The organism is Desulfocucumis palustris, assembly GCF_002933875.1.
Lineage (GTDB): Bacteria > Bacillota > Desulfotomaculia > Desulfotomaculales > Desulfocucumaceae > Desulfocucumis > Desulfocucumis palustris.
In genome coordinates this window covers 12,376-33,519 of record NZ_BFAV01000124.1, presented here as the reverse complement: position 1 = coordinate 33,519, position 21,144 = coordinate 12,376, and the positions used below count along the sequence as shown (strand labels likewise).

The 21,144-nt window shown below is 38.5% G+C and carries 19 protein-coding genes and 1 riboswitch; all 19 genes read left to right on the top strand.

Annotated features, from left to right (window positions below; genetic code table 11):
- The first annotated feature begins 7 nt into the window (after positions 1 to 7).
- Complete coding sequence (gene hpsH, locus DCCM_RS09985) at positions 8 to 922, top strand: (2S)-3-sulfopropanediol dehydratase activating enzyme (RefSeq protein WP_104372256.1); 915 nt, start codon at positions 8 to 10, stop codon at positions 920 to 922.
- Positions 923 to 1,125: 203 nt separating this feature from the next.
- A complete protein-coding gene (locus DCCM_RS09980; RefSeq protein WP_104372255.1) occupies positions 1,126 to 1,965 on the top strand; it encodes a DUF1616 domain-containing protein in 840 nt (279 codons plus the stop codon).
- Positions 1,958 to 2,770 (top strand): CPBP family intramembrane glutamic endopeptidase, encoded by an 813-nt coding sequence (locus tag DCCM_RS09975; RefSeq protein WP_104372254.1) that lies wholly within the window; start codon positions 1,958 to 1,960, stop codon positions 2,768 to 2,770. The genes DCCM_RS09980 and DCCM_RS09975 overlap by 8 nt, the downstream gene beginning before the upstream one ends.
- 437 nt (positions 2,771 to 3,207) lie before the next feature.
- A riboswitch (cyclic di-GMP riboswitch) is annotated at positions 3,208 to 3,310 on the top strand.
- A 206-nt stretch (positions 3,311 to 3,516) separates the two neighbouring features.
- Positions 3,517 to 4,881, top strand: coding sequence for an ATP-binding protein (locus DCCM_RS09970; protein ID WP_231702729.1), 1,365 nt, complete (start codon positions 3,517 to 3,519; stop codon positions 4,879 to 4,881).
- 11 nt (positions 4,882 to 4,892) lie between these two features.
- Positions 4,893 to 5,552: an accessory gene regulator ArgB-like protein gene (locus DCCM_RS09965; protein ID WP_104372252.1), complete on the top strand. Its 660-nt coding sequence runs from the start codon at positions 4,893 to 4,895 to the stop codon at positions 5,550 to 5,552.
- Complete coding sequence (locus tag DCCM_RS19480; protein ID WP_104372251.1) at positions 5,536 to 5,667, top strand: cyclic lactone autoinducer peptide; 132 nt, start codon at positions 5,536 to 5,538, stop codon at positions 5,665 to 5,667. Before DCCM_RS09965 ends, DCCM_RS19480 begins: the two co-directional genes overlap by 17 nt.
- Positions 5,668 to 5,860: 193 nt before the next feature.
- The gene (locus DCCM_RS09955) at positions 5,861 to 6,628 is read left to right on the top strand and encodes a LytR/AlgR family response regulator transcription factor (RefSeq protein ID WP_104372250.1); all 768 of its coding nucleotides are present in this window, start codon (positions 5,861 to 5,863) and stop codon (positions 6,626 to 6,628) included.
- Positions 6,629 to 6,844: 216 nt separating this feature from the next.
- Entirely contained in the window at positions 6,845 to 7,876 is a 1,032-nt protein-coding gene (locus DCCM_RS09950; protein ID WP_128739128.1) for a hypothetical protein, read from the top strand.
- 697 nt (positions 7,877 to 8,573) lie between these two features.
- Positions 8,574 to 8,843: a hypothetical protein gene (locus DCCM_RS09945; RefSeq protein WP_104372248.1), complete on the top strand. Its 270-nt coding sequence runs from the start codon at positions 8,574 to 8,576 to the stop codon at positions 8,841 to 8,843.
- 45 nt (positions 8,844 to 8,888) lie between these two features.
- A complete protein-coding gene (locus DCCM_RS09940) occupies positions 8,889 to 10,079 on the top strand; it encodes a geranylgeranyl reductase family protein (RefSeq protein WP_104372247.1) in 1,191 nt (396 codons plus the stop codon).
- A gap of 107 nt (positions 10,080 to 10,186) precedes the next feature.
- A complete protein-coding gene (locus DCCM_RS09935; RefSeq protein WP_104372246.1) occupies positions 10,187 to 10,915 on the top strand; it encodes a glycosyltransferase family 2 protein in 729 nt (242 codons plus the stop codon).
- Positions 10,916 to 10,969: 54 nt separating this feature from the next.
- Positions 10,970 to 12,094 carry a glycosyltransferase family 4 protein gene (locus DCCM_RS09930; protein WP_128739127.1) on the top strand — a complete coding sequence of 375 codons (1,125 nt, stop codon included), beginning with the start codon at positions 10,970 to 10,972 and terminating at the stop codon, positions 12,092 to 12,094.
- A gap of 41 nt (positions 12,095 to 12,135) precedes the next feature.
- Positions 12,136 to 13,371, top strand: coding sequence for a glycosyltransferase family 4 protein (locus DCCM_RS09925; protein ID WP_104372244.1), 1,236 nt, complete (start codon positions 12,136 to 12,138; stop codon positions 13,369 to 13,371).
- Positions 13,372 to 13,453: 82 nt separating this feature from the next.
- Positions 13,454 to 14,755, top strand: a complete 1,302-nt coding sequence (locus DCCM_RS09920; RefSeq protein WP_231702728.1) for a UDP-glucose dehydrogenase family protein — start codon at positions 13,454 to 13,456, stop codon at positions 14,753 to 14,755.
- A 9-nt stretch (positions 14,756 to 14,764) separates the two neighbouring features.
- Entirely contained in the window at positions 14,765 to 15,613 is an 849-nt protein-coding gene (locus DCCM_RS09915; RefSeq protein WP_104372242.1) for a sulfotransferase domain-containing protein, read from the top strand.
- A gap of 16 nt (positions 15,614 to 15,629) precedes the next feature.
- A complete protein-coding gene (locus DCCM_RS09910; RefSeq protein ID WP_104372241.1) occupies positions 15,630 to 17,831 on the top strand; it encodes a DUF2206 domain-containing protein in 2,202 nt (733 codons plus the stop codon).
- A 111-nt stretch (positions 17,832 to 17,942) separates the two neighbouring features.
- Positions 17,943 to 18,989, top strand: a complete 1,047-nt coding sequence (locus DCCM_RS09905) for a glycosyltransferase family 4 protein (RefSeq protein ID WP_104372240.1) — start codon at positions 17,943 to 17,945, stop codon at positions 18,987 to 18,989.
- Positions 18,990 to 19,062: 73 nt separating this feature from the next.
- Entirely contained in the window at positions 19,063 to 19,683 is a 621-nt protein-coding gene (gene cysC, locus DCCM_RS09900) for an adenylyl-sulfate kinase (RefSeq protein WP_104372239.1), read from the top strand.
- Positions 19,684 to 19,916: 233 nt separating this feature from the next.
- The gene (locus DCCM_RS09895) at positions 19,917 to 21,140 is read left to right on the top strand and encodes a lipopolysaccharide biosynthesis protein (protein ID WP_128739126.1); all 1,224 of its coding nucleotides are present in this window, start codon (positions 19,917 to 19,919) and stop codon (positions 21,138 to 21,140) included.
- Positions 21,141 to 21,144: the final 4 nt, after the last annotated feature.

Sequence of the window (21,144 nt, the reverse complement as noted above, 5' to 3'; positions counted from 1 at the left end):
AAGTAACTTGAATAATTTTGGCCTTGTTTTCAACATTCAACAATTCTCGCTTCACGACGGGCCCGGAATAAGAACCATTGTCTTTTTTAAAGGATGTCCTTTAAGGTGCCGATGGTGTGCCAACCCTGAATCACAGTACGATCAGCCTGAACTGGTGTACAATAAAAATAAATGCATCGGAACCCATGAGTGCCGGGAATGTTTGCAGGCCTGCGGGGCCGGCGCCATTGAACAGGAAGAGAGACACAATAAAGTAGTATTGAACAGGAAGCTGTGCCTGAATTGCGGTGAATGCGCCAAAGTATGTCCTTCAAAAGCTTTGGAGATCCTGGGGAAGACCATGAGTGTGAATGAGGTATTGAAAATTGCCCAGGAAGACGGCGTTTTTTACTCCAGGTCCGGCGGCGGATTGACTCTAAGCGGGGGAGAGCCTTTACTCCAGGCTGAATTTGCCTGCGGGCTTCTCAGGGAAGCGAAGAACAAGGGCATGGATACCGCTATTGAAACCTGTGGTTACACCCGGTGGCAAAATATTGAGAAGGCCTGCCAATATGTGAATACTGTTTTTTATGATATCAAATGCATTAATTCAGATAAGCATAAAAGATTCACCAATGTTTCAAACAAAAGAATACTGCAGAATTTTAAAGATTTATGCGGATGTTTTCCCCAAACACCGGTCATAGTCAGAACACCGGTGGTTCCGGGGTTTAATGACAGGGAGGAGGATATACTGGAGATTATCAATTTTATCAAAGGGAATCCAAATGTTAAATATGAGCTATTGCCCTACCATCGATTTGGTGAATCCAAATATGCTTACCTGGGAAAAAATTATTTGTTAAGAGGGGTTCCAACGCTAACAGAGGAGCATATAAAATTCTTGCGAAATATTGTGAACAGGTATATGGGGGAGCGATAAAGCTGAACGTTTAAATAATTTCCCATAAACAACCGGGTTAACCACCCGGTTTTATTTATTGCAAATCCGGGCAGGATTATGCGGGAATTAAACGTCAATTTGCTGCTTTTAGACAAAAGTTATAGACAAGGGTCTTTAATATTGTTAATTTAATATCTGCCCCATCTTTTCTTATTTTCTTTTTTAAAGGGGTTGGATTTTTTTTGAGGATAGAAGTAAAAAATGAGTTTACATTCGTACTACTTTTTTCTGTTATTCTGGCGGCATTAATTGTTTGGGATGTGAGCGGCACCGTGCGGGTTGCCCTGGGATTGCCCTTTGTCCTGTTTTTTTCCGGATATGCCTTAATAGCAGCTCTGTTTCCAGCCAGGGACGCTCTTGACGGTATTGAAAGGGTTGCCTTGAGCTTTGGTCTGAGTGTAGCCGTGGGACCGCTTCCGGGTCTCATCCTGAACTACACCCCGTGGGGAATAAGGCTTTACCCCATACTGTTGACGCTTTTGGTTTTCACTATGCTGCTGTCCGTTATCGCAATCCACAGAAGAAATAAACTCTCTTTTGAAAAACGATTTGTGGTCTCTTTAAATTTAGAAGCAATTGAATGGGGCAAACTTTCGAGGCTGGACAAAATTCTTTCGGTGGCGCTGGTGGTAAGCATTGTTTTTGCGGCGGGAAGCCTTTATTATGTGGCAACCACACCAAAAACCGGTGAGGAGTTCACGGAGTTTTACATTTTGGGCCCGGGCGGGAAGGCGGAGGGTTATCCCGGGGATATGGGAACTGGTGAAGAAAAGAAAGTTATACTGGGAATCGTTAACCACGAATACCGTCCGGTTTACTATACCGCCGAGGTGAGAATGAACGGATATGTGAAGAGTCGGCTGGGTCCTTTTAAATTAAACCATGAAGAAAAGAAGGAAGAGCCCGTTGGCTTCAGCGCTTACGAGCCACATGACAATATGAAGGTGGAGTTTTTGCTGTTTAAAAACGGGGGGAGCAATCCCTATCGCTCTTTGCATTTATGGGTGAACGTCCATGAGTAGAATACAAATATATAATGAAAAATCGGATGCTGTTACCGATGGTATTGTGTCAAGCAAAGATTACTTATTTATCTGGTTGTATGCGGCCGCAATCACCATGGCGGAAATTTTTACAGCTTATTACAACCCTCTGTTCGGGATCATTTGCCACGTGGTTTTGCTGGCGGCCCTGCTGGCACATGCTTCCCTGGCTTATAAGCAATCAATAAACCTGGTCTATCTGTCTTTGTCCCTGGCCCCGCTGATCCGAATCATGAGCCTTTCCATGCCGCTGGTTGACGTTCCATTCATGTATTGGTACCTGATCATCAGTCTTCCGCTTTTTGCCGCCTCATTTTCGGTGATGCGGTTTGCCGGCTTTAAACCCAGGGAGGTTGGGCTGACTGTGGGTAACCTGCCCCTTCAGTTGCTGGTGGCCTTGCTTGGGGTGCCGCTGGGCCTGGTGGAGTACCTGATTTTAAAACCAACGCCCCTGGTGCCGGAACTTACCTTCCAGCAGGTGTGGCTTCCGGCGCTAATCCTGCTTGTCAGCACCGGTTTCCTGGAAGAATTTATCTTCCGCGGGGTTATGTATCGTGCGGCCGTGGAGACATTAGGCAGCCGGCACAGTATTATCTATATCAGTTTCATATTCGGGGTGCTGCACATCACCCACCGTTCACCAGTGGACCTGATTTTCGTTTTTGCCGTTGCGCTGCTATTTTCCATGGCCGTCGGCTTTCTTAGATCTCTTTTGGGTGTCTCATTAGCGCACGGATTAACAAATATCGGCTTATATATCATATGGCCGTATCTTTTGAAGTAAAAAAAATGCTTCCTTCTACCAGGACTTTCTTCTCAATTTTTTTGCAGCAGGTTTCAGCCCTGCCCGAGAGCAGCCTTACCTTGTGTGCCCATTCAATTTCATCCCTTCCCCTGGCAATGAAAATAAGTCTTTCATTTAGCAGCTTGTCTGCTCACCGACGTGACCTGCCTGGCAGAGCTATCTTTAAAACCGGCCGACATACTATGTTTTAAAGGACAGATGAATAAGCGCCACTTGGAAATATGTAAAATTTTTTGGAAGGTAAAAAAAATTTTTCCCGCGGCCCCCTAAAACCGAAGGATATTAGCGTATTATATTATAGGCTTTTGATCCAAATTGCGAGAAAGCTTAAATATAGTTTTCTAGATATAATAGCTGATTGGGGAAACGTGTTAAATAGTTTATAAGCAAAGAATTAAAAGTTTGAAATATTCTTTAGCTGAAAAAGGCAAACTTACCGAAAGGTAAGGGCGCAAAGCTACGGATCTAAAGCCGGCCGCTTATTTGAAAGTGGCGGGTCATGACCGCCGGGCCGCCGAAGGGAAGGGACGCTTATTTTTTTATGTTAGCAAAGTTCCGCTGCCGGTGATCTGGGAGCGGCTTTTTATTGCTTAATGTTCCATGCAATTTCAGGCAAGAAAATGTAACATTTAGGCAAGAAAATGTAACATTTAAACATGGCTGGCAGGAACCCGGCTTTTTTAAAATAAGAAATGTAATGTAAGGAAGGTTACCTTTTGAATACGATGACTCTTTTATCACTGTTAATGGTTTCGTTCCCTGAAGCGATTATGGTGGCTACCCTGGGTTTTTTGCTGGTAGGACTTAAACCCTGGTGGCGCGACTTGCTTATCATCGGCTCTTTACAGGCGGTTTTTGCTTATATCATCCGGCTCCTGCCGGTACCTTTCGGGCTGCACTCAATCTTTGAAATATTTTTATTCATTTTAAATATTCGACTGGTTACCCGGCTGCCATACAGGATAGTCATACTGGCATCTTTATTTGGCCTGATCTTTTACGGCTCGGTAGAAACGGTGGCAATACAGTTCATGTTGCACATCAAGGGCTTTTCACTGACTGATATTTGGAATTATACCTTTTTAAGAATTTTTTACTTCCTCCCTCAGGCCCTGGTGATGCTGATATTTATAGCAGCCTGTAAAATTTTTAATATTTCTTTAATCGGTTATTCCCAAGAATATAGTCGTTCAGGAAACCTATCAAGAAAAGAAATTCAAGATAATTTGAAGGCGGACATTGTTAACAATCACAATCTTGTTATCTTTGTGGTGGTTCTGCTGCCCGTACTTTTACTTGCGATATTAAACATGGCTTTTGAGGCTGCCAGGTTGAATATTTTTCCGGGAGAGCATTTCAATATCTTTAACGGGCTCATCGGCATTCTAATTATTGTTTTAACGGTACTGTCCACTATCGCCTTTAAAAAAATAGGACAGTACGTAGAGAAGGAATACGAGGCTAAAAGAGCGGAGGAAAACTTAAAACAGATCAAACAATTGATTGATTCTTCCAGAAAGCAGAGACATGATTTCCACCACCAGCTGCAGACCATTTACGGGCTGCTGGAGTGCGGTTCCTATGAGAGAGCCCGGGATTATATTGGCAGAGCGTTCGGCGACATTTCCAAAACCGGGGAATTGATAAGAACTGACAATTTTAGCATTAGCGCCCTTCTTTACACCAAAATAGGACTGGCTGAAGCAAGAAACATAGAAATGGAGATTGCTGTTGAATGCAGTCTCAGAGATATGCCTTTAACTCCTCATGAAGCAAGTTCTTTGCTTGGAAATATGATTGATAACGCCCTTGAAGCCGTGGAGGACAAAAACGGTGAATACAGGCTGGTAAAAGTAAAAATAGCCCGTGAGCATGGGACATACGTAATTATGATAAGCAATTTCGGGGACACCATCGTCCCCGAAATCAGAGAAAATATATTCAAAACCGATTTTACCACAAAAAAAGACCACTCCGGTTTGGGCCTGTCAATTGTTAAAGATATAGTAACAAAACACCGGGGCAGCATCGAAATCAGCAGCGACACTGAAGAAACGACTTTTACCGTTACAATACCTTTTAAAAAATGAGGTGAAATTGAATGAATATAAACCAGCTGGCTGTGGGAACTGCAAATTATCTGTCCAAGGAACTGGCGCTGGATACCAGTAAAATCGATACCCTGCGCTTTGGCCTGGAAATTATCTTTGCCGCTCTCATCAAAGGGATTACCCTTGTCACTTTGGCCCACCTCCTCGGAATACTTCCCGAGGTGATGTTTGCAATGGCCTGCGGAGCTGTTTACCGGCTCTTAAGCGGCGGAGCCCACTGCAATGGGTACTGGAGATGTCTTACCCTGGGAGTTGTGATGTATCTTGGAGCCGGAGAGTTGGGAGTGTTCCTGAAGCGTTATTTGTCAACGGATTTCCTGGTATATTCATTGCTGGCCGGATATTTTCTTTCCTTACTCTGTGTCATGGCCTGGGTGCCGGGGGAAGTGCCTTTTAAAAAGATTACAAATATCTCCGAAAGAATTAAGTTTAAAATTCTTTCACTGATCTATCTCAGTTTATGGTTGGGGGTGAGTATAATTGTTGTCCACTATGCCAGTCCATCCCTTGCCATTGCCGGTCTTGCCGCTGTCATTAACCAAACAATTAGTTTTTCTCCACCAGGTTACAAAACAATTCACCAAATAGACAGACTTTTAGCAGGATTGTTTAAGGAAAGGAGGTGCCCAGCCAATGGAGCTGACTGTTAAAAAGATAGTGTTTACACCCGCCGTTATGTTGGCCCTTTTTGTAGCCGCTATCGGTATCAGGCCCGTTTGTTTCTTCTGGTTTTACCAACCCGCTCCCCCCGTGAAATCTGAATAAGGACGGGGAAATATCACAGGAAAATAACTGTATTGATTGTTTAAGACGACCCGGACATGTGTTAAATGAGCAGAAAAGTAGTTTAACGGCTTGAAGGTGCAAAGAGGCATTGACGAAGCCGGAGGATGGGCTGTGGCGGCGTTTGCCACAGTTCTCCCCCCGCAAAATATGAGTATGGACGGGGAAATATCGCATGAAAATAACTGTCTTGATTGCAGAAGACGATTCGGATATGCGTCATGTGATCAAAAAAGTGGTTGAAGAGGTTGAAGGTGTCAGGGTCATCGGTGAGGCCGGGAACGGGCTGGAGGCAATAAAGTTGATTAAAGAATTATCGCCTCAGGTGGCTTTTTTAGATATCGATCTTCCGGGGAAAAATGGTGTGGAACTGGCCCGGGAAATATTCGATATCAACCCCTGGACCTTTATTGTATTTGCCACAGCTTTCAGCGAGTTCAGGGGTGAAGCCTTTGATGTCTATGCTTTTGACTATATCGTCAAACCCTTTAAAATGAACCGGGTCCGGCAGACAATTGATAGGATCAAAATGGTTTTGTCCGGAAAGGTTACTGATAAGACAAAGTCATATATAAAAAATACTAATAAAAAAGTAAGCAGGAAACAATTTTTTAAAAACGATAACAAACTTGTTTATTTGAATCTTGATGACATCATCTACGTCACCAAAGAAGGTCGCAAATCCACTATCTATTTTATCGGCGGCCAAATTAGAACAAATGAAAAACTCTCCATTCTTGAAGAACAATTGGCAGGGTATCCATTCTTCAGAAGCCATAGCGGTTTCATTGTAAATTTAAAGATGGTCAAGGAACTTATCCCGGCGGGTAGGAGCAGCTATGAACTGGTTATGGAAAACACAAAGAACAGACCTTTAATAACAGTTGAAAAATTTAAGGAACTTGAAGAGTTGTCAAATTATAGAGCTTCAAAGAGCAGTTGAAGGGTTCCAAGCGAACCCTTTTTTATTGGTGTAAATCCAGACAAAATTACGTAAGAATTAAGCGCGATATTGTTACATTTATACAGTAGATATAGACAACCGGTTTTAATATTGCTAACTTTAAAGTGAGCTAATTTGAAAAAATATTTCTGGGGGTGAAACCAAAATTATTAACAAAAGGATTAATAGAATTAAAAGGGGGTTAGAAAGATTAGAATGATAATGTGCAGGCGGATAACTACTCTAATATTATGCACGCTAATGGTTTTCTGCGTAACGTTTATCCCGGCGCCTCTCCAGGCCCGGGCCGATACCGTTAAAGATGTGGTAAAACAATTAGATAAGGTTTACGATCAACTGGTGCTTGACCCTGAAGGCCTGAACGATGTGGCCGCGGCCAAAGCAAAGCTTGCCAGTCTGAGCAGGGACCCTGATAGCGCTCCATGGCCGGATGTTTTTGCTGTATTATTGACTGACCAGGTAATTACCAAGCTGGGCGGAGAGGATGCGGCAAAGGGCAAAATAATCGATTTTGTTTGCGATCTGGCGGCTATTCAGTATTCCACCCATGCAGGCGAGCTAAGGGATAATATGGAGTCTTTTAGGGAAAAACATGCCTCCACAATCACGGCGCTGTTTGGAAGCGATTTCAACATTGACGACCTGTATGATTATTTGCTGGCGGCCAAAGGGGAGGTTCCCAACGTTATTACCGGTAACGTGTCAGATTTGATTGCCCTTGCCTCCGGGGACTACGGGCAGATACGCACCACCATGGAAAGATGGGCCGGCGATGCCTTTAATAGAGCCGCCACAGGCCAGTACAGCCTTTTCCTGAACAAACTCGGCACTATAGGATGGAGTATCGACAAACTGATTTATGCCAAGGACATTATCAGCGCCAAAGTGGATCCGGGCTATGCCGGTGAGATTGCCATGTTGAAAGCGACAGTCCGGTCAGAAACCCATTTCCTGAAAAACGGGAAAGAGTGGGATCAAAACATTAATCTGAAAGCCGGCGACACCTTGCCATTAAAACTGTCGGTTCTGGACTTCTCCATGGCGGGATACATTTTACACTGGAAAGTAGATGATGCCAGTATTGCAACAGTGGATGATTCAACAAAAACTTTGACAGGTGCGGCAAAGGGCAAAACAATCCTCCGGGCATATATTAATAACCCCGAGACTGATTGGGTTTATCAGGGAACTGTCCATGTAACCGGAGGCGGCGGTCATAAGGAATAACCTCATTTTTCAGAGATGCGCCTGCGTTTGTCGATTGCAGTAAGAGGGCCATGGTTTTAATAAATCAACCATTCTATTTGTCAATGTAAATACAGACAAGATTATGTATAAATTAAACACGATATTGTAGGTTTTAGACAAAAACATAGCAATGGGACTAGATGTTGTCAGCTATGACTATATGTTGGCAAATGTCGAAGTTTAGGGGATAATTGAAGGGTTTTGGATGAACCCTTCTTTATTTTTGTTTGGCACAAATCCAGACAGGGTTTTGCAGGAATTAGACAAGATATTGTTACATTCGCACAATAAATATAGACAATTTGCTTTAATGCTGCTAATTTTATATTGTCCAATATGTAGAAATTCTGGAAGGGAGGATTAAATGGTTTTAGTTGGTTGATTAACAATTGAGGGGCAGTAAATTCTTGTGTGAAGTAATTTAAAAAAGTATTACCAATAATTAAAAATTCACAACTGGTATTCGCTGTAATTATGCATGTTTAAATGTTTTTGTAATTAACTAAACTTATTTGTGGTCATTGCATATTTAACTTGCTAAGTAATGACTGAATGACATAAGCGTTTATAGGTAAGGATGCCATTATCATGCAAGGAAAAGTAATTGTAACAATAATGTTCTAATGTGCCAAATGAATCATGTTGAACGATGTGCAGTATAAGGGGGGAGAAAGTCATGATTTCCACAGTAACCGCCGTAACCGCGGCTGCCGTGAGCACGGTTACCACAGCCACATCCTTAGTAGCCGGGTTCGGCCTGATTGCCACGATAACCTTGATAACGCTGCTTATCGCAAAGGAGCTGGCGGGGGCGGCCTCGGAGAATTCATCTGCTCCTGAGTTTACCCTGCCTGGTGCGCTGGATAGGGCCTTGAATGTCGGTATTATCCCGCTGTCGATGGTTTTTGTGTCCGTCGTGTTCGTCAAAATCGTAAATATCCTTTAAAAAGCCTGCTTAAAAAAGCCGGTGTAGAAAGGAAACTGGTCCTGTATGAATTATGACGTCCTAGTGGTTGGTGGAGGCCCGGCGGGCTGTGAGACAGCCCGGCTTATTGCTGAAAAAGGTTATAAGGTACTGGTAGCCGAGGAGCATCGGAAAATAGGCGAGCCCATGCAGTGTGCAGGGCTCGTCAGTCCCAGAACCTTGAAAACTGCAGCCATGCCGGACGCCATAATAATCAACCAAATCCACGGCGCTTTTGTCCACTCCCCCGGTGGGGAAGTGCTTTTAATCAGGGACCAAAAGGCATACGCCCTTGTGATTGACCGCTCGGAATTTGACCGTAATTTATCGGAAAGAGCTCAATGCGCCGGCGCGGAGATACTGACCGGGGTAAGGGCCAGTATAGGCGAATTTTTTCCCGATGAGACCAGCGTAAAGTTAAAGTCTAACAGCGGAGAGTATACAGCCAGAACACGTTTGCTGATCGGGGCAGACGGGTCCAATTCCAGTGTGGCCCGCCGGATCAATGCTTCCAAAGCCGAGGAAGTGATCCGCATGTGCGCAGCCGAAGTAGAGCTGGAGTGCCCGGAAAAAGATATGGTTCACATCTTCCTAGGCAGGGAAATCGCGCCGGGCTGGTTCGGATGGGTTATCCCGGTGGACGAAAAGCGCGCAAGGGTAGGAATTGGCGTAAGCCGGAGGGACAAGCACCCCAGATATTATTTTAATAGGATGGTGGAGGCCAATCCGGGGATTTTTAAGGGTATGAAAATTATCCGCGGCACCGGTGGCGTTGTTCCCGTCGGTATGTTATCCAGAATTTACGGAGAGAGAACATTGCTGGTTGGGGATGCTGCCTGCCAGACCAAACCCATTTCAGGGGGAGGGCTGTATCTTGGGTTGTTGGGTGCGGAGCTTTGCGCCAGAGTGGCGGCTAAAGCGCTTTCCAAAGGAAATCTATCCCCGGAGTTCCTTTCAGAATATCAATGGTTATGGGAGGAGGCGATGGCAGAGGAAATACAGACAGCCCTCGGTCACAGGAATATTTTCCTTACAATGTCCGACAAGGAAATGGACACATTGATCCGTTTTTTCAGACGTCCCTTATGGCGAAGTATCATATCCAGATACGGCGATATCGATTACCCATCGTGGTTGGCGGGAAGATTGACTTTTGCCAGGCCCTGGGCGCAGAGATTTTTCATGGCCGGTTTCAAAAGGATACTGAACTACTGCTAGGCTGCTCAGGTTAGGAATATTACCTGATCCCCCGGGAATGAAGACTGCTTGATTTAATTCCGAGGTCCGTCGGTGGCGATTGATATTTTGAGGGAGAGTGAGTTTGCGTGAATAACGAAAAAGCAAAAAATTTTCCCGGAGAAATAAAATATAGCTTGATTATACCCGCCTACAACGAAGAGGAAGGATTGCCTGTAGTTCTAAATGATGTCTTTAGGTTGATTAACGATAGTTTTGAAATAATTGTTGTGGATGACGGCTCTAAAGACAGAACCAGAGAGGTGGCTAAAAGGTTTCCCTGCCGGGTCATTTCCCATGAGCACAACTCTGGTAAAGGCGCTGCCATGAAAACCGGCATCAAAGAAGCCAGGGGTGAAAACATTATATTCATTGATGCCGACAACACCTACCCTCCAGATGGGATATTAAAAGTTGCAAAAGCTTTGGAAAGCTTTGACATGGCGCTGGCTTCGCGGAAGACAGGCCAGATGAATATTCCCGCCTTTAATAGAATTGGCAATGCCATTTTTAGAAACAGCATTCGATACATATATGGTTTTAAAGGATATGACCCGCTGACAGGTTTATATGGCCTTAAGAAAGCCTATATTGAGAGTATGAAGCTGGAATCCAAAGGTTTTGGAATAGAGTCGGAAATATGCATCAAGGCTGCCAGAATGGGTTTGAGAGTCAAAGACATCCATATCATGTATAGAGACAGGATTGGCAAAGCAAAGCTCAATGGGTTAAAAGACGGCTATAGGATTTTCATGACCATATTGAGGCATTTCCCGCTGGTTTTTCAACGCATCGAAAAACCAGCCCTGCCGGGCTAGGCACAATTTATTTTTCCCTGAAGTTAAATTATCTTTATTGGTGATGATGAGTTGATGAGAATAGCATACGTTTATGATAATGCTTATCCTTACTATGTTGGCGGAGTTGAAAAAAGAATATGGGAAATTAGTAGACGCCTTAGTCAAAAGGGTCATGAAGTTCATATGTATTGTATGAAATATTGGACAGGTAATGACATTATAAATCAAGATGGCATATATCTACACGGTGTGTGCAAACCAATGTCATTATTCTCCAATAACCGTCGCTCTATACGTGAGGCTATTTATTTTGCATGTAAAGTGCTATCACCATTGTTAAAAGAGAAGTACGATATCATTGATGTGCAAAATTTTCCATACTTCTCCACATTTCCCTCAAAATATTGTGTGGTTTACCGCCGAAGCAAAATAGTTATTACCTGGCATGAAGTTTGGGGTAAATACTGGTTTGAGTATCTTGGCATTATTGGAAGTATGGGGTTGCTTGTTGAAAGACTTGTAGCGTTAATGTCAAATGAAATGATTGCAGTTTCAGAGTCAACTGCAAGTAGTTTAAAAATGATAAATCAGAAAGCCAATATTTCCATTGTTCCTAATGGAATAGATTTTAAACAAATTCATAAAGTTAAGCCAAATGGGCACTATTACGATATAGTGTTTGCTGGTAGATTAATTAAGGAAAAAGGATTAGAGCTTTTGTTGGATTCGGTAAATTTGATAAAAAATAGCAGGCCCAATATAAAGTGTTTAATTATTGGTAATGGGCCTATGAAAGAGGAACTAGAAAAATTAATTACAAATTATAAATTACAAAATAATGTCTTTTTAAAAGGTTTTATAGGTGAATATGAAGATTTGATAGCGCAAATAAAAAATTCAAGTACATTTGTTTTGCCCTCCACCCGGGAAGGCTTTGGTATTGTTGTATTAGAAGCAAATGCTGCCGGTGTTCCGGTAGTTACAATTGAACATGCTAGAAATGCTGCAAAAGAGTTGGTTACCGATGGGAAGAATGGGTATGTAAGTAAACCCAATCCCAACTACTTGGCTAGTGCAATAATGATGGCGATTGATAATAGTAAGGATTTAGAACAGGAATGCACTAATTTTGCTGAAAAGTATGATTGGGACAATATTGTTAATTATTTGGAGAATTATTATAAGAACTTAGCATAGATTGTTATGGTAACATATTTTTCTTAAATAGGTGTTTAATTATGCTTAATTTAGCTATAATTACATGTGTCTCCTCTCTGAATAGATGTAGGGGAGGCAACGAGGAGTCCATAAGACTTCTAATAGGGGAGTTAATAAAAAGAAATGTAACTATTGCTTTGTATTCCTATCCAAATAATCTTGTTAATATGGAAGGTTTGAATAATATTAAAAAAAATAACCAAGTTAACTTAAAACCGTTGGAATTATTTGCTCCTCCACTTACCCTGCTTCCTAGATTGTTATTTGAATTAAAGAAAGCCGAAAAAAATATTGATATGTTTCATATTTATAATGTATTCCCCATGGCAGCAGCTGGTTTGTACAAAGTATTGGGTGGCAAAAAAACAGTCGTTGCTACCTTAAATAATTACGCAGGTGTTTGCCCCACTGGAGGTTATTTGTGTAACGGGCGAGAGATATGCAGTTGGTACAAACGCACAAAATGTCTGGCAAGGGGTAGAGGCTTTTTTAGTAAAATACTAGCGCCTTTTTATTCTTTGGTATATCCTGCCCTAATTTGTTTAATGAAGAAAATTGATGGATACATTGCTATTAGTAATTCTGTTAAAACTATTTATTCTCAACATGGATATAACAGTGAAATAATTCAAATTATACCAAACTTTATGGAAGACAATATAAAGCCAATAAATTGTGGCATTAAACTATTAGAAAAACATGAATATCAAAGTGAAAAGAACTTTAAAATTTTATTTGTAGGTGGTCTGAGTGAGCATAAAGGGGTAGATGTACTTATACGGGCTTTTGCACTCTTTATAAAGGAAAGACCTAATAGTGAGTTAATAATTGTTGGGAATGGACCACAAAAAACAATGTTAATGGAATTAAGCTCCAATCTTGGGATAACAAAGAATGTTATCTTTCCAGGTGGAGTTAAACATAAAGATATATGGTCTTTTTATCAGGCATCTGATATCTTTGTTCATCCAGGAGTTTGGCCAGAACCATTTGGGAGGACAATATTAGAGGCAATGACTTATGGTTTGCCTTGCATAGTTTCGGATCTAGGTGCTCCTCCGGATATCGTAGAGAATGCAGGGCTGGTTTTCCCAGCCGGCAATGTTAAATCATTGTTTAAATGCTTGATCGAACTACATGATAATGAGGATACAAGGAATGAAATGGCGAGTAATATAAAACTAATTTTGAATAAGTATAAATCTGAAAAGGTTTTAAAAAATATACTGCAATTTTATGAGAAACATGTTTGCTGAAAACATATTTTGTAAAATTGCTTTAATTTTATTTTAATAAACAATTTAATGATGCAGAAAGCAGGTGACATTTTTGAGAATAATGGTAATTGGTTTAGGGTATGTTGGTTTGGTTGCAGTTGCCGGATTGGCAAAGGCTGGTTATCAAATTACAGGTGTTGATATAAATATAAAAAAAATTAATTCCCTGAATAATGGTAAGATAGATATCTATGAGCCCGGTCTAAAAGAAGTAATTGACGAAGCAAGACTAAATCAAAGAATTTCCTTCAAAAATATTGCAGAAATAAAGAATATTGATTGCGGTATTGTGATAATTTGTGTGGGTACCCCCTCCAGGCCCGATGGAGCTGCTGATCTTTCACAAGTTGAATACACAATTGAATGGATTAAAGAGAGAACAATTAATTCACTAACAATAATAATGAAAAGTACAGTTCCGCCTGGTACCGGAGAACTATTGTATAAAAAGTACCTAGCTGGTTTTTCATATAAAATAAATTATATTTCCAATCCTGAGTTCCTACGTGAGGGACAAGCATTAAAAGATTGGTTCTATCCGGACAGAATAGTTATTGGAGGGAACAATAACAAAGCAATTGAAGAGGTTAGTGCTTTATATGATTCCTTAAACGCAAGAATTGTTAAACTTGATATTACCAGCGCGGAGTTAATAAAATACGCTGCTAATGCATTTTTAGCAACAAAAATAAGTTTTATAAATGAGATAGCTTGCTTGTGCGACTGCCTGGGGGCCGACATAAACTCAGTAGCAACCGGGATTGGTCTTGATAATAGAATTGGTGAGGGGTTTTTAAAAGCAGGTATTGGCTATGGGGGATCATGTTTTCCCAAAGATGTACGTGCATTAAATTTTCTATCAACTATAAATGGACATAATTTTGAACTACTGAGAGCAACAATCATTGTTAATAGTCGGCAAAGGTTATTACCGGTTCAGAAATTGCGATCGTATCTTGGTAATTTAGTTAATAAAAATATTGCTGTGCTCGGGCTGACCTTCAAACCAGGTACAGACGATATTAGAGAATCACCTTCTCTGGATATAATACGTTTATTGCTGGATGAAGGCGCTAATGTTAGTATATATGACCCTATACGTAAGAATTTGAATATCAATTTGTTCCGGAAAGATCAGATACGATTTGGTAAAAATATATTAGATACAGTTAAAGGCACAGAAGCAGTTGTAGTTGCAACTGAATGGGACCAATTTATAGATACAAATTGGTCAGAAATAAAGATAGTCATGAATGAACCGTTTTTAATTGTTGATGGGCGAAACTGCCTTGATCCTTGCATAATAAATAATTGCGGCTTTATTTATTCGGGGATAGGAAGGGCGAAAGCACATGAAAGGTAGTTGATTTAAATGGCATTTCCACCGGAAGTATATTTAATTGGGGCACAAAAAGCTGGAACAACTTCATTAAGTTATATATTAGATCAACATCCTAAAATAAATGTATCAACACCAAAAGAATCGCATTATTTTACGCACAACTACGATAAAGGATTAAATTGGTATTTGTCTTGTTTTAATAATTATGAAGATGGCTTTTGTCTGGATGCCTCCACAAGCTATGCAATGGCTCCATTAAGTGGATTAGATGTTAATCTTTCACAGCATAAATTTAATGAAGTTCCAAATCGAATATATTCTTTAAATCCTAATGCAAAAATTATTTATATTTTAAGAAATCCAATTGAAAGAACATATTCAGGTTATTGGCACAATGTTAGAACTGGAAGAGAAAAAAGAACTTTTGAAGAAGCAATAAAAAATACTACTTTTTATTTAGATGTAAGTAATTATATAGGACAAATAAAGATATGGCTAAAATATTACTCTTTTGATCATTTTTTATTTGTTATTTTTGAGGATTTAAAAAAGAATCCTCAATGGGTGGCAGATGAATGTTTTAAATTTTTAGGAATTAATAGCGTTTTGGTGGAGCTAGACAGTCCTAAAAATAAGTCGTACGAATTATCATGGATGGGTAAAAGAATAAACAATATTGTTAGTAAAATATGTATTTATCAACCCAAAGTTGTTAAATTTAAAAAATATTCAGTGTTACTAAATAAAATAATTAAAGTTAATAAAGAAAAAACTATGCCTCAAATGGACCCCAAGGAGAAATTGTTTTTACAAAATTATTTTTATGAAAAAAATATTGAGCTGGAAAAATTGATTGGAAAAAAATTAAGATGGCAATAAATTAAGGGGATTATTAATGTTTGAATTTAATAAAAGTAATTTTAATCCAATTAATTGGAACAAAAAGAACTTCTTGGCCTTTGTATTTATATTGCAAATAGCGGCATTAATAGAGATTTTTCTCAACTCGACAATTTTTGGTATTAATTACCTTGTTGTATTTATATATCTTTTATTTTTACCTGGAATAATTTTTCTAAGAGCTATCAATGCAAAAATACGTGATTTAATATGTGTTATAGCAGTATCTCTGGCAATAAGTATATCTATTTTAATGTTTTTGGGTTTCTTGGTTAATTTATTTTTGCCATACTTTGGTGTAAAAGACCCCATCAGTAAAATTCCTTTAACTGTCTCAATTGAATTAATGTTAATAGTTTTAAGTTTGATGGTTTTCAAGTTTGAGAAAGAGGAGCCGAATAAAAATTCTAATCCGGAGAATAAGGATTGCTATGAAATAAAACACATTTTAATTGGCCTGTTTCTAATATGTTTACCGGTTTTAAGTGTTACCGGAAGTTATTGCGTTAATTATTTTAGTAATAATATGATTTTGTTAATATTGATAACGCTCATAGTATTTACATTTATAATGGCAGCAGTAGGATTTATAAATAAAGAACTATATCCTTTTGTGGTGTTTAATATTTCACTCGCTTTACTTTTGCATACGTCATTAATATCTCCCGGTCTTATGGGGTGGGATATTCATAAGGAATTTTTCTTGCAAAATCAAGTGCTGCTGAATGGTGTATGGGATTATCAACAATATTATAATTATGCCTCGATGCTGAGTGTAATGATGTTGCCCCCAATACTCAGTATAATGATAAATATTGATTCATTATGGGTGCTAAAAATAATATACCCTATAATTTATTCTTTTGTGCCTTTAATATTGTTTAAAATTTATCAGTCACAAACAAATAAAGATTATGCCGTAGTGTCAGTTTTTATATTTACTTCTTTATGGGTCTTTTTCATGGAAATGATTCAATTGGCCAGGCAGCAGATTGCTGAATTGTTTTTGGTATGTTTGGTCTTTATGATTTTTTTTAAGGAAATAAAAAGTTTACAGAAGAAAGTTATTATGTTAATATTAGTCTTTTCTCTGGTTGTATCTCATTATGGTTTGTCATATTTGATGTTAATAGTCCTTGTGGCTTCATATTTTTTCTACAATATTTTATGTAGGGTAAATAATAAAAAGAAAGAGAAAGAATTTATAAACTTAACATATATAATAACATTTATTGTGTTTTGTTTGTCCTGGTATATTTATATTGGCTCATCCTCCTCATTTACTTCAATTATTAATTTAGCAAATCATATGCTGATAAATATTAACGAATTGTTTTCGTCAGAATCAAGGGACTATGGTACTCTTATGGCTGTTGGATTGGCGGCTCCCAAAAATATATCAATCCAGCGTTATTGTTTGTTATTGTTGCAGTATTTTATACAGTTTATGATTGTCGTAGGATTTGTAAAATGTTTAAAGGAAGTAAAAAACAATAAATTAAGTATTGAATATATTGCTTTATCTATTGGTGCGTTTATAATTCTATTTTTAAGTGTTTTTATGCCTTATTTTTCTAGTTCGCTTAATGCAACAAGGATATATCATTTTTCGTTAATTTTTTTGGCTATTTACTTTGTGATAGGTATTGAAGCTTTAGTGGAATATAGTAAAAAGTTTTTGATTGTAAAAAAATACCAAACCTCAAAAGTAGCAGCAATAATTGCCAGGTTGATTCTGATGCCATATCTTCTGTTTAGTTCTGGTTTTATTTATGAGATAACTAATGATGTTCCAACATCGTATTCTTTATCCTATGGTAAATTTGACTATCCAATTTTAACAAGTTCAGAGATCGCTTCTTTTAAATTGGCAAAAAATATTATTCCAAAAAGTTGTAGCATAGCTACAGATAAATATGGAAAGATATTACTGGATGAATATTTATATGATTATAAAATTAATGATAACTTAATAAATAATCGCAATAAAAATTCCTTTGTGCTTTTTAGAAAGTGGAATTTGGCAAAGGAAGAACTAAAGTTGTATAAAAAAAATGGTGCGCAAAAAAAATCCTATACTGTGAGTTTGAAAGAAGAAGACGATAATCAATACAAGTTTAGTGAGATAGTTAAAAATAGAAATAAATTATTTGATGTTGGTAATAGTCAGTTGTGGTCAGGTGTTAATATAAAATAATTAATCCTCATTAAAAGCATTATTTGTTAAATATTTATAGAATTAATATTAATTATAAAAGTGGTATTAATATATTGTTTGTTGTGAAATAAGATAGAAAGGTGGTTTGCAATGAGAGTTCTTGCATGGCCAGCTTTTAAAAATAAAAATGAGAATCCTTACAACTGGCTATTGTCAACTCATTTAGTAAATATCGGAGTTATGGTGGAAGAGTTTTCAATCAACAGATTGGTGCAAGGAAAATTTGATATTCTGCATATTAATTGGCCGGATGCTGTTTTAAATAATAAAAATAGGATAATTGTTTATATTAAATCATTGATATTGCTTATTATTTTAATAAGCATAAAAATGCGTGGAACTAAAATATTGTGGACAGTGCATAATTTGCATTCTCATGAAAATTATTATCCTAGATTTGAGAAATGGTATATGTCAAAGTTTATTAGTTTAATTGATGGTCATATAAGCTTGAGTGAGGAAGGAAAGAAAGCTTTATTAAATATATACCCAATATTAAAAAGAATGCCAGGTTTTGTTGTACCGCATGGTAATTATAGGGAAATATATCCTAATAAAGTAGATAGAGATGAATCAAGAATATTTCTTGATATACCTTTGAAAGCAAAAGTTGTTTCATTTGTAGGTCAAATAAGGCCATACAAAAATTTAGAGAAATTAATAAAAGTATTCAAAGAAATATCTGATGAAAATGTGTATCTACTTGTTGCTGGAAAGCCTAGTGATGTTCAATTGGGTGAGATAATAAAATATGAGGCAAGTAAGTTCGATAAAATAATATTATTTCTCGATTTCATTCCTGATAACATGTTACAAATATATGTTAATGCTTCTGATTTAATGATATTTCCTTATGGTGAAATATTGAATTCTGGAAGTGCTTTTATGGCTCTGACTTTTAATTGTCCCATTATGGTTCCTTCTGTTGGAGCTTTTAAAGAATTGAAGGATATATTAGGTGGTAATTATGTAATAACTTATGATGGAGAGTTAACTGCAGAAAAGCTGGTGATGGCAATAAAAGAGATTACCAAAGAAAAAGTGCTTGAAAAACATGTATTAGAAGAATTTGAATGGAATAAAATTGCTCCAAAAGTATTAAATGTATATAAATATTTATTGAAAAGCAGCTATTAATAAATAACTATAATATAATAATATTTAACCAAAAAATGGGCAATTGCTGTACAATAGTGATTGAGGTGAAAAAATGGTGAAAAATGAAATAGCAAATATATTATGGCATGTATCTACTCTTAATAAAGAGCAAAGAAGAAAATTAAAAAAACATAAAAGTTGCATTTTATGGATTACCGGATTATCGGCTTCAGGTAAATCTACCCTTGCAAATGCATTGGAATGCCGGCTGAATGAGATGGAGGTACACACGTATATTCTTGATGGTGACAATATAAGACACGGTTTAAATAAGGATTTAGGCTTCAATCCGGAAGACCGCAGGGAAAATATTCGCCGCATAGCAGAAGTGGCAAAGCTTTTTGTGGATGCCAATATTTTAGTGATAACTGCATTTATTTCACCGTACCGTGAGGATAGAAAGGCGGCCCGCCAATTGGTTGAGCGTGGAGAATTTATTGAAATATATACTAAGTGCCCCTTGAATGTATGTGAAAAAAGAGATCCAAAAGGTTTATATAAGAAAGCGCGTATAGGTAAGATATATGGATTTACTGGCATAACTGCACCATATGAAGAGCCTGAAAATCCGGAAATCATTATAGAAACAGATAAAGATTCGACTGAAGAGTCAGTTAACAAGATAATCAGGTATTTATTAAGAAAAGAAATTATTGAAATTCGTTCTATATAAAAGAGAAAAATGAGTTTGTGGAGATACTGAATTACTTAATGTTCAGTTTTATGAGAATGTGCTTAGAGAAGAAATGATAATTGAAAGCAAAATAAATATAAGTTTATGAAATAAAGGGTTGATTTGTTTTGGAAAACCACGTTCATGAGGTCCGCTTGACTGGTTCACGTTTTTTCCTGGATTTATATTTAAAGTCAAAGAATTCATCTTTATACAGTAACGCATTTTATTTAATGCTGAGCAATGTATCAACTAGCTTCTTTGGATTTGTTTATTGGAACATTATGGCGCGTTTTTTTGAGCCTGCCCAGGTGGGTATCGGCTCTGCTCTGGTCTCAGCTTCAAGCTTGGTGGCTATATTAGCCGGTTTGGGCCTCAGAATCGGCCTCATTCGTTTTGTATCGGAATCGAGAGAAAGAGCGGTACTATTGATTAATGCCGCCTTTACCCTGGTTGGTGTGGTGTCTCTTAGCGGGGCAATCATATACCTTTCAGGAATAAAATACTGGTCACCGGCCCTGGGATTTGTCAGGGAAAATATTGTGTTTCTATTGTTATTCATGTTTTTTACTGCGACTACCGCTTTATCCGGGCTAACCGACGGTTCTTTAATAGCCGGAAGGATGTCCAAATATGTGTTTTGGAAAAACACCATCATTAGTGTTTTCAAGATTCCCTTGCCGATTCTAATATTTGCCCACTGGGGGAGCTTCGGTATTTTTGCCGGGATGGGAACAGGATTTGCTGTCGGTGTTTTGATAACCTGGCTGTTTTTTTTGCCAAAAGTATATGAGGGATATTTCCCGCGGCCTGCAATTGCAAAAGACATCATGCAAAAAGTCCTTCCATATTCCTTTGCCAACTACGCGGCAAATCTACTGAACATGGCTCCTCAATATATTTACCCGCTCATGGTTTTAAATATCGTGGGTCCTGAAAACAGTGCTTACTTTTACGTGTCCTGGATGATGACAATGGTACTGTCGGTCATCCCCAATGGTATTTCCCAGTCCCTATTGGCTGAAGGCTCCCACGACCCGAAGAAATTGGGTCGGGATGGGCGCAAGGTTTTGCTGTTGTCCCTTGGCATATCAATTCCGGCGGTTGGCGCCATGGTGCTTTTAGGTGGCTGGTTGCTGCATTTCTTCGGTCCCGGCTATTCGGAGAAGGGAACAACGGTTTTGATTTATTTAGCAATTGCAGTAATACCTCAATGTATTAACACACTCTACATCACGGTTAACCAGGTGAAAAAACAAATATACTTGATTATTGCTCAAACCAGCTTCCTGTCAATCGTTGCCCTGGGTGTAGGTTATTTCTGGCTGGGCCGTGTGGGACTGCCTGGGATAGGTATGGCTTATTTAACCGCTCACCTGGTTTTATCAATATTGGTATTCAGGCCTCTCTGGATTGCGCTAAAAGAGAGTTATGTCACTTCAGCTCAAGTGCAATAATAAG

Coding starts and splice junctions, on each gene's coding strand:
- DCCM_RS09975 (WP_104372254.1), top strand. CDS start 1,958: ATGAGTAGAATACAAATATATAATGAAAAATCGGATGCTGTTACCGAT.
- DCCM_RS09970 (WP_231702729.1), top strand. CDS start 3,517: ATGACTCTTTTATCACTGTTAATGGTTTCGTTCCCTGAAGCGATTATG.
- DCCM_RS09965 (WP_104372252.1), top strand. CDS start 4,893: ATGAATATAAACCAGCTGGCTGTGGGAACTGCAAATTATCTGTCCAAG.
- DCCM_RS19480 (WP_104372251.1), top strand. CDS start 5,536: ATGGAGCTGACTGTTAAAAAGATAGTGTTTACACCCGCCGTTATGTTG.
- DCCM_RS09955 (WP_104372250.1), top strand. CDS start 5,861: ATGAAAATAACTGTCTTGATTGCAGAAGACGATTCGGATATGCGTCAT.
- DCCM_RS09950 (WP_128739128.1), top strand. CDS start 6,845: ATGATAATGTGCAGGCGGATAACTACTCTAATATTATGCACGCTAATG.
- DCCM_RS09945 (WP_104372248.1), top strand. CDS start 8,574: ATGATTTCCACAGTAACCGCCGTAACCGCGGCTGCCGTGAGCACGGTT.
- DCCM_RS09940 (WP_104372247.1), top strand. CDS start 8,889: ATGAATTATGACGTCCTAGTGGTTGGTGGAGGCCCGGCGGGCTGTGAG.
- DCCM_RS09930 (WP_128739127.1), top strand. CDS start 10,970: ATGAGAATAGCATACGTTTATGATAATGCTTATCCTTACTATGTTGGC.
- DCCM_RS09925 (WP_104372244.1), top strand. CDS start 12,136: ATGCTTAATTTAGCTATAATTACATGTGTCTCCTCTCTGAATAGATGT.
- DCCM_RS09920 (WP_231702728.1), top strand. CDS start 13,454: ATGGTAATTGGTTTAGGGTATGTTGGTTTGGTTGCAGTTGCCGGATTG.
- DCCM_RS09915 (WP_104372242.1), top strand. CDS start 14,765: ATGGCATTTCCACCGGAAGTATATTTAATTGGGGCACAAAAAGCTGGA.
- DCCM_RS09910 (WP_104372241.1), top strand. CDS start 15,630: ATGTTTGAATTTAATAAAAGTAATTTTAATCCAATTAATTGGAACAAA.
- DCCM_RS09905 (WP_104372240.1), top strand. CDS start 17,943: ATGAGAGTTCTTGCATGGCCAGCTTTTAAAAATAAAAATGAGAATCCT.
- cysC (WP_104372239.1), top strand. CDS start 19,063: ATGGTGAAAAATGAAATAGCAAATATATTATGGCATGTATCTACTCTT.
- DCCM_RS09895 (WP_128739126.1), top strand. CDS start 19,917: ATGCTGAGCAATGTATCAACTAGCTTCTTTGGATTTGTTTATTGGAAC.